The organism is Melissococcus plutonius ATCC 35311, assembly GCF_000270185.1.
Taxonomy (GTDB): domain Bacteria; phylum Bacillota; class Bacilli; order Lactobacillales; family Enterococcaceae; genus Melissococcus; species Melissococcus plutonius.
In genome coordinates this window covers 1,452,990-1,467,107 of record NC_015516.1, presented here as the reverse complement: position 1 = coordinate 1,467,107, position 14,118 = coordinate 1,452,990, and the positions used below count along the sequence as shown (strand labels likewise).

11 protein-coding genes, 1 other RNA gene and 3 pseudogenes are annotated in these 14,118 nt (G+C 31.7%); 10 read left to right on the top strand and 5 right to left on the bottom strand.

The features are described 5' to 3' along the window. The gene (locus tag MPTP_RS06275; RefSeq protein ID WP_013774252.1) at nt 1-1,194 is read left to right on the top strand and encodes an acetate kinase; all 1,194 of its coding nucleotides are present in this window, start codon (nt 1-3) and stop codon (nt 1,192-1,194) included. A gap of 737 nt (nt 1,195-1,931) precedes the next feature. On the opposite strand, the gene MPTP_RS06270 is transcribed toward MPTP_RS06275, so the two are convergent. The 4 genes from MPTP_RS06270 to MPTP_RS06260 all read right to left on the bottom strand — a co-directional run bounded on the left by MPTP_RS06270 (nt 1,932) and on the right by MPTP_RS06260 (nt 4,470). Beyond that, entirely contained in the window at nt 1,932-2,432 is a 501-nt protein-coding gene (locus MPTP_RS06270; RefSeq protein ID WP_013774251.1) for a universal stress protein, read from the bottom strand. A gap of 95 nt (nt 2,433-2,527) precedes the next feature. Next, nucleotides 2,528-2,806 (bottom strand): hypothetical protein, encoded by a 279-nt coding sequence (locus tag MPTP_RS06265; RefSeq protein WP_013774250.1) that lies wholly within the window; start codon nt 2,804-2,806, stop codon nt 2,528-2,530. A 138-nt stretch (nt 2,807-2,944) separates the two neighbouring features. Then, nucleotides 2,945-3,135: non-coding RNA, 6S RNA (gene ssrS, locus MPTP_RS09275), on the bottom strand. A gap of 54 nt (nt 3,136-3,189) precedes the next feature. Next, nucleotides 3,190-4,470 (bottom strand): replication-associated recombination protein A, encoded by a 1,281-nt coding sequence (locus MPTP_RS06260; RefSeq protein ID WP_013774249.1) that lies wholly within the window; start codon nt 4,468-4,470, stop codon nt 3,190-3,192. Nucleotides 4,471-4,593: 123 nt separating this feature from the next. Here MPTP_RS06260 and MPTP_RS06255 point away from each other — a divergent pair, with 123 nt between their 5' ends. The 6 genes and pseudogenes from MPTP_RS06255 (at nt 4,594) to dtd (ending at nt 10,341) form a co-directional block, all read left to right on the top strand. Next, on the top strand, nt 4,594-5,298 hold the full coding sequence (locus tag MPTP_RS06255) for a DNA-3-methyladenine glycosylase (protein ID WP_013774248.1): 705 nt from the start codon (nt 4,594-4,596) through the stop codon (nt 5,296-5,298). Beyond that, nucleotides 5,234-5,720: pseudogene (locus MPTP_RS06250) on the top strand (DUF3013 family protein). Before MPTP_RS06255 ends, MPTP_RS06250 begins: the two are co-directional and overlap by 65 nt. A gap of 13 nt (nt 5,721-5,733) precedes the next feature. Continuing rightward, nucleotides 5,734-6,681, top strand: a complete 948-nt coding sequence (gene prmA / locus MPTP_RS06245; RefSeq protein WP_013774246.1) for a 50S ribosomal protein L11 methyltransferase — start codon at nt 5,734-5,736, stop codon at nt 6,679-6,681. 1 nt (nt 6,682) lies between these two features. Next, nucleotides 6,683-7,455 (top strand): annotated as a pseudogene (locus MPTP_RS06240) (16S rRNA (uracil(1498)-N(3))-methyltransferase). A 200-nt stretch (nt 7,456-7,655) separates the two neighbouring features. Then, nucleotides 7,656-9,875 (top strand): RelA/SpoT family protein, encoded by a 2,220-nt coding sequence (locus MPTP_RS06235; protein ID WP_013774243.1) that lies wholly within the window; start codon nt 7,656-7,658, stop codon nt 9,873-9,875. Between the two features lie 16 nt (nt 9,876-9,891). Then, nucleotides 9,892-10,341, top strand: coding sequence for a D-aminoacyl-tRNA deacylase (dtd, locus tag MPTP_RS06230; RefSeq protein WP_013774242.1), 450 nt, complete (start codon nt 9,892-9,894; stop codon nt 10,339-10,341). A gap of 140 nt (nt 10,342-10,481) precedes the next feature. On the opposite strand, the gene MPTP_RS06225 is transcribed toward dtd, so the two are convergent. After that, nucleotides 10,482-11,414: an aldo/keto reductase gene (locus tag MPTP_RS06225; protein ID WP_013774241.1), complete on the bottom strand. Its 933-nt coding sequence runs from the start codon at nt 11,412-11,414 to the stop codon at nt 10,482-10,484. A 362-nt stretch (nt 11,415-11,776) separates the two neighbouring features. Between MPTP_RS06225 and MPTP_RS06220 the strand changes: the two are divergent. From MPTP_RS06220 to MPTP_RS06215, 3 genes and pseudogenes are all read left to right on the top strand, one after another. Continuing rightward, nucleotides 11,777-12,240 (top strand): annotated as a pseudogene (locus tag MPTP_RS06220) (ABC transporter ATP-binding protein); the annotation flags it as partial. A 21-nt stretch (nt 12,241-12,261) separates the two neighbouring features. Then, nucleotides 12,262-12,468, top strand: coding sequence for a hypothetical protein (locus tag MPTP_RS10375; protein WP_414738832.1), 207 nt, complete (start codon nt 12,262-12,264; stop codon nt 12,466-12,468). Then, complete coding sequence (locus MPTP_RS06215) at nt 12,468-13,748, top strand: ABC transporter permease (protein ID WP_013774240.1); 1,281 nt, start codon at nt 12,468-12,470, stop codon at nt 13,746-13,748. Before MPTP_RS10375 ends, MPTP_RS06215 begins: the two co-directional genes overlap by 1 nt. The last annotated feature ends 370 nt before the right edge of the window (nt 13,749-14,118 follow it).

Below are 14,118 nucleotides of genomic sequence, written 5' to 3'. Positions count from 1 at the left end.
ATGTCTAAAACAATTGCAATTAATGCAGGAAGTTCAAGTTTAAAATGGCAATTATATTCAATGCCAAGTGAGGAAGTTCTTGCTAAAGGGATCGTTGAAAGAATCGGATTGAAAGATTCAATTTTTACAATTAAATATGGTAATAATGAAAAATATGAAGAAGTTGTTGATATTAATGATCACAATATTGCAGTTAAAATGTTATTAGATAAATTGATTAAACTAAACATTTTGGCTTCCTATGATGAAATTACAGGTGTTGGTCATCGTGTCGTTGCAGGTGGAGAGTATTTTAAACACTCTGTTATTATTGATGACGATGTCCTAGAAAAAATCGAAGAACTAGCTGAACTAGCTCCTCTGCATAACCCAGCAAATATTATGGGAATCAAAGCATTTAAACAACTTTTACCAGATATTATCAGTGTAGCAGTTTTCGATACTTCTTTCCATACAACTATGCCAAAACATAACTATTTATATAGTATTCCAAAAGAATATTATGAAAAGTATTCTGCTCGTAAGTATGGTGCTCATGGAACAAGTCATCGCTATGTTTCTCAGCGTGCTGCAGAAATGTTGAATCGTCCAATTGAAGAATTAAAAATTATTACTTGTCATTTAGGTAATGGTGCTTCTATTACGGCTGTTGATGGTGGAAAATCAGTGGATACATCTATGGGATTCACACCATTAGCAGGTGTAACAATGGGAACTCGTTCTGGTGATATTGATGCATCTTTATTGCCTTATTTAATGGAAAAACTTAATCTAACAGATATTAAAGATATGATAGATATTTTGAATAAAAAATCTGGTTTATTGGGATTAACTGGTATTTCTAGTGATATGCGTGATTTAGAAGCAAATATGGATAAGGAAGAAGTACAAGTTGCTTATGAAATTTTTGCTGATCGTGTGCGTAAGTATATTGGTAGCTATATCACTGTTATGAACGGTGTTGATGCTATTGTCTTTACTGCTGGAATCGGTGAAAACGGCATGCATATTCGCAGCAAAATAATCAACAGTATGACTTGGTTCGGCTGTGAATTAGATGAAGAGAAAAATAATGTACGTGGTGAAGAAAGAGTTATTTCAACTGCGGGTTCAAAAATAAAAGTTCTATTAATACCAACAGATGAAGAATTAATGATTGCTCGTGATGTTGAGGAATTAAAGAATAAAAAATAAAATTATTGAGCTTAAAAGTGCAAATATTTAAAATAACAATACCTTTTATTAATCAAACTGATTAATAAAAGGTATTGTTATTTTCTCTTTAACTAATAAAATAAATAATTTTATACAAAGAAAAAATATCAAAAAGATTAAAAGTAGCGATTTTTATTAAATATCTATTTTGTAATAGAATAAATATAAATTATTATAATTATTTTGATGAATTGTTGGATTGGATATCAAATATCGATTCAATCGATTAAATGATTCAAAATCAATAATTATTATTTAAAATTATTTAGAAACGAGGGAAAATAATTTATTTTTAATTGATATCTTGATAATTATTTTGATAAATCATCTCATCTCTATCTTACATGAAAATACAGAAAACTGTCTTGTTAGGATAATTAAATTGAAATATTATTAGAAAAAAATAGAATACAATAAAAAAGCCAAACATTATTAAAGAAGGATAGGGAGTATTATTTTATTGGATTGATAGTGGAAAAAAGAGATGTGAAAATCATATTTTGTATTTTTTGATCCTCATTCAATGTTTTTTTATATCGGATTAAACACATCTCATCTCACCATTAAAAGTATTCCATGAATTATGATGGATAGATATTTTTAATTTTTGTAATTTTAATCTATTAAATTATAAAATTTAAGTATAGTAGATTGTTCTTAAAACAAATATTCAATTATTATAAAATAAAAATTATAAAGGCAAGAAAAGTAATTAGTTAGTTGGTTGGTTTATCCTTTGAAGATGCCTTATTTTCTAAATCGGTATGTACTATAAGAACATCGCAGGGAGCATTTCGGGTAACTGCTTCTGACACTGAGCCAATAAACAAGCGTTCAATTGCATTTAATCCTGTTGCACCTAGCATAATCAAATCAACTTCATATTTTTGAGGTAATTCACGAGCAATCATGAGTTTTGGTGAACCATATTCGATAATTTTAAAGATATTTGTACAGCCTTGTTGCTTTGCTTCATTTTCATAATCACCTAAGATTTGTTCCGCCGTATTTTTCTCTTGTTCATCCATAAGCGTATCAACACCACTAAAAGGGGCATCAAAAGAAGAAACATTTACATAGGTGCGTATGTCGATAATGTGAACTAGTAATAATTGTGCTTTGTTACGTTTAGCAACATTAACTGCTTTTAAAAAAGCTAATCTCGCTTCATTAGATCCATCAATTGCTACCATAATTTTTTTATACTCTTGTAACATATAAAAAAACACTTCCTTTCAAAAACTCAATATTTAATTAATAATCTAATTGTAAAATAAAATTTTAAAAAAAGAAAATAAAAAAGAAAATTCGATTAAAGAATTTTCCTAGCGATATACATACTGAAAACTGTTGAAATTATTAAAAGAATGCAAATATAAAATAATGAAAAAATAAGTTGATTCGTTATTAAAATAATAATACCAATAGCAGCCATAAATAGATAACTGTAACCAAATAGATAGAAAGTTTTTTGGGTCTCATCTGTAGCATTCTTTTTTAGTAGAGCTAGAAAGATTTCTGTTTTTCTTAAGAGACAAAAACCAATAAACCCTAACAGAAGAATAATTAAAATTAATAAAAGGCGAATCATTTTTTTCCTCCATTAAAAATAGGTGAAAACAAATAGTAGTAATTTTATTTGTCTTCACCTATTTCTTTATTTAAATGATAAATTGAAATGTTATTCTTATTTATTTTAAAAGACAAAATGAAATATTTCCTCTAAAAACACAAATCCGTCGGTGCCGTTGTTCGTCTTGTTGTATTGATCCCGCAAATTAGCAGGTGGGCTCAACGACCTCAGCTTCGAACTACCAAGTGAAAAGGCATGTTACCGGCTTTGGTACAAGTCAGATCCCAAAGTATCAATAAAATGTTCGGTCAACACAGAAAAAGACAATACGCACATCACAGATTTGATGATTTTATCATAGCACATTAAAAACAAATCGGCAATAATCATACCTATATAATTTAAAGTTCTTCAGATTGCCACTGTTTAATCTGATTATATTGTTGTTGTAATGCTTGTTCATATCTACCAGTATTAATTGGTCTATAATAATGGACATTTTTTAAGGCATCAGGCAAATATTGTTGATTAATCCAAGCGTTCTTATAATGATGTGGGTATTTATAATTTGTACCTCTGCCTAGTTTTTTTGCCCCAGAATAGTGGGCATCTTTTAAATGAATGGGAACCTCTCCAGACTTTCCTTTTCGAATATCCGTTAATGCGTTATCGATAGCTGTTATACTTGAATTAGATTTTGGTGAAAGACAAAGATCAATTACCGAGTTTGCCAAGGGAATTCTTGCTTCTGGTAAGCCTAATTTTTCAGCGGCTTGTACAGCAGTTACAGCTCTCGCTGCAGCTGATGGATTACCAAGTCCAATATCTTCATAAGCGGTTACCATTAATCGACGACAAATAATTGGAAGATCTCCTGCTTCAATCAACCTACCTAAATAGTGAAGCGCTGCATCTACATCACTGCCACGAATAGATTTTTGAAACGCAGAAATCACATCATAATGAGCATCGCCATCTTTATCATGAGAGAGTGCCTTTTTTTGTATGCATTCTTCAATAATAGGTAGAGTAATTACTATTTTTTGTTCTTCATTTTTTTCAGTGGATTTAACGGCTAATTCTAATCCATTCAATGCACTTCTTAAATCACCGTTCGTACTTCTTGAAAGATGAACGAATGCTTCATCTTCTAGGACGACTGGATATTCACCAAGTCCTTGTTCTGTATTTTTTAAAGCATTGATTATAGCTTGCTTAATATCTTGTTCGGTTAATGGCTTTAATTCAAAGATTTGTAGGCGACTTCGAATAGCTGGATTAATAGAAATATAGGGATTTTCAGTTGTTGCACCAATTAAAATGATTTTACCACTTTCCAAATGTGGTAAAAGAAAATCTTGTTTAGTTTTGTCTAGACGATGAACTTCATCTAGTAATAAGATGACAGTTCCACTCATTTTTGCTTCATCAACAACGATCTGCAAATCTTTTTTTGTATCTGTAGCTGCATTAAGCATTCGAAATGCATAATTTGTTGAACCGGCAATAGCACTAGCAATGCTCGTTTTTCCGGTTCCTGGAGGACCATATAAAATCATAGAAGTAAGCATTTTTGTTTTTACCATTCGATAAATGATTTTATCCTTATCAACGAGTTGTTTTTGACCAACAACATCACTAAGTTGTTTTGGACGCATTCGATAAGCCAAGGGTTGTTGCATGTTTTGGCCTCCTTTACATTTCTTTGAATCTATTATACCATAAAGAACATGCATTCGCTTTTTGCCTTTTATCAAATTTAGATAGATAATAAATTAGATTTCATGTATGATAGGAATGATGAAATGAATAGGATACGCGAGATTTTTAAGAAAAAATCGACAGAAGAAATTGCGCAATTTTTACTAGGCATGTACTTAGAACATGAAACAGCTTCTGGGATTTTAGGTGGTTATATTGTAGATGTCGAAGCTTATTTAGGACCGGAAGATATGGCAGCACATAGTTTTGGTTTGAGAAAAACACCAAGACTTAAAACAATGTACGAAAAACCGGGAACAATTTACTTATATACAATGCATACGCATTTAATTCTTAATATGATTACACGTGAGGTAGGAATGCCACAAGGCGTAATGATCCGAGCAATTCAACCGATTAGTAGACTAGAACAAATGGAAATGAATCGTAAGGGCCAAAGGGGAAAAGAACTTACGAATGGGCCTGGAAAACTAGTAGCTGCATTAGGAATTACTAAAAATTTGTGTGGACAATCTATTTTTGAAAGTAAACTTAAAATTGTACCAGAAAAAAGAAATTATCCTAAAAAAATTGTTGCATTACCTAGAATTGGGATTCCTAATAAGGGTGCCTGGACAACAATGCCACTTCGATATATTGTTAGTGGCAATCCATATATTTCTAAACAAAAAAAATGTGACATAGATACACAAAATTTTGGCTGGCAAGGTGGAAATGAAACAGATGAAAAAAGAAACAATATTGACATATTTGGAACAACAACTAACCACCCAATTGGAAGATTATGACACTACTATTGAGTGGGATACGAAAAACCATGCAATTGTACTTGAATTTACTTTATTCGCTGAAAATTCAGTAGGAACTGATTGATGATAAGGAAGGAGTTTCTTCCGATGAGGCAATCATCGAATTTGAAGATGCTTTACTTTTTTATCATCCAGAGAAAACAAAGTTTGATCCAAATGATTATTTAACTACTATTCCCTATGAAGGAAAAAAAGGGATAAAAAAAGCAACGATTGAGGCTGTTGTTCTTTATTTGAAAGAAGTATTGTTAGATGGAGAAAGTGATTTAATGGACTTTTTGGCTGATGAAACAGTTGAAGTATTTGAATTGAATTGGTCTGAACAAAAATTTCAACGTATTGAAACTGAATGTAGTGCAAAGGAACAAGAAATTAGCTATTTACCTTATCCAAGTTATTGAGGAGGAAAATAATATGAAATGGGCAGAAATAAAGGTGGAAACAGCAAGTGAGGCAGTTGAAGCTATTTCAAATATTATGATGGAAGTTGGTGCGAGCGGTGTTGCGATTGAAGACGTGCTTGATATAGAGAATTTCCAAAAAGATAATTATGGAGAATTAATTGACAAGGCACAAGTGACTTCAATTGAAGAGGGTGCACTGGTTATGGCCTATTTTCCAGAAACAACTTTTCTTCCAGAAATTTTGCCGCTCATTAAAGAAAGTATTGCTAAACTTCCTTCCTTTGGATTGGCTATTGGTAAAAATCAGCTCACTATTAGTGAAGTCTTAGAAGAGGATTGGGCTACTGCTTGGAAAAAATATTATCATCCTGTTCGGATAACGCGTTTTTTAACTATTGTACCGAGTTGGGAAAATTATCATATTCAGTCAGAGAATGAACAAATTATCCGTCTGGATCCAGGAATGGCATTTGGAACAGGGACACATCCAACAACCCAATTAACTTTACAGGCAATGGAAGCACATTTACGTGGTGGTGAGACTTTAATCGATGTGGGAACCGGTTCTGGCGTTTTAAGTATTGCAGGGAAATATTTAGGTGCCAAAAAAATCTATGCTTATGATTTAGATGAGGTAGCTGTCACGGCTGCAAAAGAGAATATTCAATTAAATCATCTGGAAAAAGACATCGAGATAACGACCAATAATTTATTAACAGATATTTCTATTCAGGCAGAGATGATTGTTGCTAATATTTTGGCTGATATTATTGTTCTGATGTTAAAAGATGCATGGAATTTGCTGAAAACAAATGGAACATTGATTATTTCTGGTATTATTGAAGATAAAAAAGAAATGATTTTAGCAGAAATTCGTGAAACAGAATTTGTTATTGATCAAATTTTACAGCAAAATGATTGGTATGCATTTGTTTTAAAAAAAGTGGAGGAAGAATAATATGCAACGCTATTTTTTAGAAGAAGACTACCAACCAATAGAAGTATATCAGGTAGCCGGTGAACATTATCATCATATTGTTCATGTCATGCGAATGGTCCCGTCAGCAAAATGCTATTTGGTATTTAATAACAATATTGCAATATTAGCTGAAATTATTGAAATTACTAGTTCAACTGTCTTGTTCAGGGAATTAGAAAAGGAAATAATGCAAAAAGAGTTGCCCATTGCTGTTACTGTTGCTTGTAGTTATCCTAAAGGCGATAAATTAGAATGGATTATTCAAAAAGGAACAGAATTAGGAACTCATCAATTTTTAGGTTTTCCATCTGAAAATTCGATCATTAAATGGGAAGAAAAAAAAGAGTAGCAAAAACAAAACGGTTAAATAAAATAGCATTAGAAGCTGCAGAACAATCCCATAGACAATGGTTGCCTTCTGTTAAATTATTAAAGACAGGAAAAGAATTAGTTGCACTTTTTCAAAATTACGATCAAGTTATTGTTGCTTATGAGGAATCTGCCAAACAAGGAGATACCCACTCGCTTGTAAAAAGTTTTACAAGTTTGGATAAGAATAAAAAAAATAAAATTTTAGCAATTTTTGGACCTGAAGGTGGTTTTTCTCCTAAGGAAATTACGATATTTAAACAAGCTGGTGCAACTTTATGTGGCTTAGGACCAAGAATTTTGAGGGCAGAAACAGCTCCACTTTATTTTTTAAGTGCACTAAGTTACCAACAAGAATTGCTTGCTTGTAACTTAGTGGATTAACGATTTAGATTGATAAATTTTCTCAAAGATGTTAGGTTTTTGTGAAGAATTGAAAATTTATCAAAAAATAGGTATAATGATTATGTTAGAAGTACTGCTATTTTAAGTAGTGCTTTTCTTTTTGATTATGCAAGGGAGATATTGATAGATTTTATATATACAGTAAGAATATAGTTTTTCCTATAAAGGGAGTTGAGTAGATGCCAAAAGAAGTAATAATGACAGGGACACAAGTAATGCAAATTGTTTCAGAATACATGGGATCTGAGCATGTTGCTTTGGTAAAAAAGGCGTTAGATTATGCTAGTCAAGCACATGAGGGACAAATAAGAAAATCAGGAGAACCCTATATTATTCATCCAATTCAAGTTGCCGGTATTCTAGCAGACTTACATATGGATCCGTATACAGTTGCAACTGGTTTTTTACATGATGTAGTTGAAGATACAGAGATTACTTTGGATGATTTGAAAGATGAATTTGGTGAAAGTATTGCTGTGTTGGTTGATGGTGTAACCAAATTAGGTAAAATTAAATACAAATCACATGAAGAACAGCTAGCTGAAAATCATCGTAAAATGTTACTGGCTATGGCACAAGACTTGCGAGTTATTCTGGTAAAATTGGCTGATCGATTGCATAATATGCGAACATTAAAATATTTAAGAGAAGATAAACAAAGACGAATTGCAAAGGAAACATTAGAAATCTATGCACCATTGGCACATAGATTAGGAATTAGTCGAGTGAAATGGGAATTAGAAGATACCGCATTACGCTATATTAATCCTAATCAATATTATCGTATTGTTCATCTGATGCAAAGTAAACGAATAGAAAGAGAATCCTACATTGCACAAGCAGTAGATGAAATTTGTTATGTGACAAATGAATTGGGGATTTCTGCTGAAATTTATGGTCGACCTAAGCATATTTATTCTATTTATCGAAAAATGAAAGATCAAAAAAAACAATTTAATGAAATTTATGATCTCTTAGCGATTCGGGTCATCATTGATTCAATCAAGGATTGTTATGCAGTACTAGGCGCTATTCATACTAAGTGGATGCCTATGCCTGGTCGTTTTAAAGATTACATTGCCATGCCAAAAACCAACATGTATCAATCAATTCATACAACGGTCATTGGACCAATGGGCAATCCGATAGAAATTCAAATTCGAACACGTGAAATGCATAAAATTGCTGAATTTGGGGTAGCTGCTCATTGGGCATATAAGGAAGGCAAAGCGGATAGGTTAAAATCCAATGATCTATCTAAACAACTGGACTGGTTTAGAGAAATTGTTGAATTACAAGATGAAAGTTACAATGCTTCTGAATTTATGGAAAGCGTTAAGGGAGATATTTTTAGTGATAAGGTGTATGTTTTTACACCAAATGGGGAAGTTTCTGAATTGCCCAAGGGATCAGGACCTCTGGACTTTGCTTATAATATTCATACGGAAATTGGAAATAAAACAACAGGTGCCAAGGTAAATGGCAAAATAGTTCAGCTGGATTATCCACTAAAAAATGGTGATATTATCGAAGTACTAACTTCTGCTAATTCATTTGGACCTAGTCGTGATTGGCTTAAATTAGTTAAAACGAGTAAAGCAAAAAATCGGATTAAACGCTTTTTCAAAGTCCAGGATCGTGAAGAAAATGTCGTTAAAGGACAAGAAGCTTTAGCTAAATACCTATCTGATAATGGATTTAATACAAAAGAATATTTAGCAAAAGATAAAATGAATGAACTGCTTGAGAAGATGAACTTGCATTCTGAGGATGATTTGTTTGCAGCGATTGGATATGGTGAAATAAGTGCACGTATTGTTGGTAATCGTTTAACTGAAAAAGAGAGAAAGGAACAAGAAAAAGAACGTCAAAAGCAGGAAGCAGAAGAGCTAATTAATCAGCCATTAAAAAAGGAAAATGAAACATTAAAAATTCATCATGAAGATGGCATTGTTATTCAGGGAATCGATAATTTACTAGTACGTATTAGTCATTGCTGTAATCCAGTGCCAGGTGATAAAATCATTGGATATATTACAAAGGGAAGAGGTGTTTCTGTCCATCGTTTAGACTGTCCAAATGTTCAAAATCAAGAAAAAATTGCTAAACGAATGATTGAAGTGGAGTGGGAAGATGTTGAAAATACAAATAAAACACATGAATATGATGCTAATCTTGAAATCATTGGTTTTAATCGCTTAGGATTATTAAATGATGTTTTGCAAATTATTAATTCAGTTACGAAAAATTTGGTCAGCATTGAAGCAAGACCAACAAAAAATAAAATGACTATGATTCATATTACGATCAAAATAAACAGTCTTTCTCACTTACATAAAATCGTGGATAAGATAAAAACTGTTCCAGATGTTTATAGCGTGAGAAGAATTAATCGATAGAGAGAAAGGCGACAAAATGAAAGTTGTTATTCAAAGAGTAAATAAAGCAAATGTAACCATTGATGATACCATTGTAGGAAAAATTGATAAAGGATTATTAATTTTGGTTGGTATCCATGAAGAAGATACGTTAGATGATGTTGCCTATCTTGTAAAGAAAATTAGTCAACTACGTATATTTGAAGATAAGCATGGTAAATTAAATTTAGATATTCATGAGATAAATGGAAGTATTTTAAGTGTTTCTCAATTTACCTTATATGCAAATACCAAAAAAGGTAAACGCCCAAGCTTTGTTTCAGCAGCAAATCCGGACAAGGCACTTTTATTGTATAATACGTTTAATCAACAATTAGCCGATCTTGGCATTCAGGTAGCTACTGGGAAATTTGGGCAAGACATGCAGGTTACACTTGTCAATGATGGACCAATTACAATAGTTATTGACACGAAAGAAAAAAATTAAGGATCTATTTTTATAAAAATAATATTTTTTAAAATTATAACTAGTTTAGAAAAAACAAGGAATTCATTGATAAAAGTTTAATTTTTATATCTTTGAATTCCTTGTTTGTTTTCTATCTAAATATTGTATGAATTGATTATCTAGGCTTGAAATAATGAATCAATAAATTGGTATTCTTCATTAGAAAGTTGAACTGTTAGAGATTTTACATTGGCAAGAACTTGTTTTACTTTCTTGGCTCCAGGAATAACAACACTTATTGCTGGATTTTTAATATACCAAGCAAGTACAATTTCTGCAATGGTTGCTTGATGCTCGTCTGCAAGTTTTTTTAATTGATTGACAGTTGTGATAATTGCTCTAAAGCGTGCTCCTTGAAAATCAGGATTTTTACTACGCAAATCGTTTTTTGGAAAAGTAACTATCTCTGTGTACTTCCCTGTTAAAAGTCCAGAAGCCAATGGAAAATATGGAATAAATGACATTTGATTTTCTTTTAGATAAGGCATGATATCTTTTTCAGCATCACGATGAAGAAGATTGTACTGATTCTCAATAATATCTACATGGCCTTCTTGATTTGCTTCTTTTATTTGAGCTAGGTTGAAATTTGATAACCCAATTGCACGTATTTTGCCATTTTCTTTTAATCTTTGTAAGGCATCAATAGCTTCTACTTTGGGTGTAGTTTTATCTGGAAAATGAATATAGAAAATATCAATATAATCAGTCTTTAAACGTTTCAAAGCATGATCCACTGCCTGGGTAAGAAAGGTGGGAGAGTTATTAATTTTTCCGTCTGCTTTTGGATCTTGTGCTGCCTTCGTTGCAATGACAATTTTTTCGCGATTATATGACTGAATAACTTCACCAATTAACTCCTCAGAGCGTCCCATACCATAAGAAAAAGCGGTATCTAATAAATTAATTTGATTGTCCAATGCAGTTTGAAAAACCTTTTTTCCTTCCTCTTCATCTAGATTTGGAAAAAGGTTATGTCCACCCACTGCATTTGTACCCAATCCTAATGGTGTAGACATGACTTCTGAATGACCAATTTTAATCATTGCCATAGTGGTAATTCCTCCTTTATTTTTATAAATAAGTTTAAAATAAAAAAACAGAAAAGAAAAATCTCAAGATTACCAAACTAATGAGAGAATTCTTCTCATTAGTTTAGTAATTGTTCCTATTTCTAAAAATATGTTTATTATTATTTGTAATAATTAAGTTTTAAACTAATTTTCCATTATGACTTGAATTTATTTTATTTAGCAGTAGTATTAATAACATAACTAGATTATTATTATTCAATTAAGCAATTATTTATTTTATATTGGAATTATTTTAGCAACTCTTGAATATTTTTCTTTTCTAGTTAGTTATTGAGCAAAAAATAATGAATTCTCTTATTTATCATTGTTAATAAAGGAGCATGGTTATGGCAGAAGAAGTATTAAAAATAAAAGATATTCGAAAAAACTATGGAACTGGGCAAACAACCTTTGAAGCATTAAAGGGAATCAATTTTTCCATTCATCAAGGCGAATCGGTAGCAATTATCGGTAAAAGTGGTTCAGGGAAGTCTACCTTGATGCATATTTTAGCATTATTAGACCAACCAACAAGTGGAGAAATTTATTTATTTGGACAAGATATAAAAAATAAAAACGCAAAAGAGCTAAATAAAATTCGAAATAGAACATTTGGTTTTATTTTTCAACAATTTTTCATGAATCCTAAAGACACAGTATTAGAGAACGTAGTTCTTCCTTTAAAGATTGCTGGTATTTCTAGTAAGAAACGTAAAGAAATGGCGATGTCTGCGTTAGAGTCAGTTGAATTAGCAGGAAAAGCAAAAAATAAAGCAAATGATCTATCGGGGGGCAAAAACAACGTGTCTGTATTGCAAGAGCAATTGTGAATCAACCAGCGATTATTTTTGCAGATGAGCCGACAGGTAATTTAGATTCCACTACAAGTGAAAAAATCGAACAACTTTTATTCGATTTGAATAAGAAAAAAGGAAATACTTTAATTATTGTAACGCATGATCAAGAATTGGCAGATCGGTGTGATCGACAAATTCATATTAAAGATGGTTTAGTTGTTGGAGGTAAAGCATAATGAAGGTTATTGATATTATAAAAACAGCCAGTGCGAATCTTTGGCGAAATAAGGGAAGAACGATCCTAACGATTATTGCCATTTTTATTGGAGCCTTTACTATTTCAATGACCATTGGTGTAAATATTGGTGTAAATGATTATATTAATAAGCAGCTTCGAGATGTGGGTGGTAAAAATGAGTTAATTATTATGCCAAAAGTAAATACAACAGCGAATCTAAAAAATGAACCAAAAGAATATAAACCAGATCAGAAGAATGGTTCAGCCATGCAGAATGAGCAACTCACATCAAAAGACCTTAAGAAGATTCAGTCAGTTAAAAATATCAAAAAAGCTAAACCATTTCAAATGGTAAATACAAATTATATTCAAGGAGCAAAAAATAAGAAATATATCTTTTCAGCAATGCCTTCTAGTATTGTTAAGATTGATCTTGAGGCTGGAAGAGCATTAAAAACAAATGGAAAAGATTATGAAATCAATTTGGCTCCTGAATATGTGAAATCTTTAGGCTTTTCTTCTACCAAGAATGCCTTAAACAAAAAGGTTAAAATTGGTGTTCCGATTACAGCTACCGGACAAGAAAAGATTATTGAGGCGACAATTGTCGGAATTCGAAATACGAGTTTGATTCAAGCAGGACAATCCATTATCAATTCTTCCCTAACAAATAAGATCATTGAAATTAACGAGACTGGACTACCTAAAAATTTGAAAGGGAAATTCTCAAGTAGCTATGCAACAATGAAAAGTAATCTTTCCGACAAAGAAATAAATGATCTGAAAAACAAATTATCAGATAAAGGATATACGGCAATGACGGTTGATGACCAAATTGGAACTATTCGTAATGTGGTGAATACAATTACTAGTGTATTAACTATTTTTGGTGCCATTGCTTTACTAGCTGCAAGCTTTGGAATTATCAATACACTCTATATGTCAGTTCAAGAAAGAACACGTGAAATTGGGTTGATGAAAGCCATGGGAATGGGCAGAGCAAAAGTATTTCTAATGTTCAGTATTGAAGCTGTTTGGATTGGTTTATGGGGTTCTCTTGTAGGTGTTCTTGGAGCTATCGGTGCAGGAGCTATTATAAATAAACTAGCAGCCGATAATTTCTTAAAGGAATTAACTGGATTTACGCTAGTACAGTTCTCATTGCCTGCTATGTTGATGATTATGGGAATTATTATGTTGATTGCCTTTTTAGCAGGGACTTTCCCAGCAAATCGAGCAGCACGTTTAGATCCAATTACTGCTTTACGCTATGAATAAAATTATGTTTTTATTATATATGTTCTTTTAAGTGATACAAGCTACCAAACTATTTATAAATTAGAGATAGCAATAATAGACTAGTAAATCACCAGTACATTAATGATTTATCTTTGTTAAAGTAATTCTTGCTTTTTATTTAACTTTAACTTGACTTTTGCTAGGTTCTTTAGTAGTTTGTAGATAATATGAAAAATTGTTGAAAGAAAAAGTAGATTTTAATCATCAAATAAGTGAGAGAGAATAACCTAGGCTGAAAGTTATTCTATTATGATTAAAATTGAAGACACTCTGGAGATGAATGACTAAAAATCATTTCGTTGCGTGCGTTAATCGCTAAGAAGAAAGAATATTTTATTCTTTCAAATTA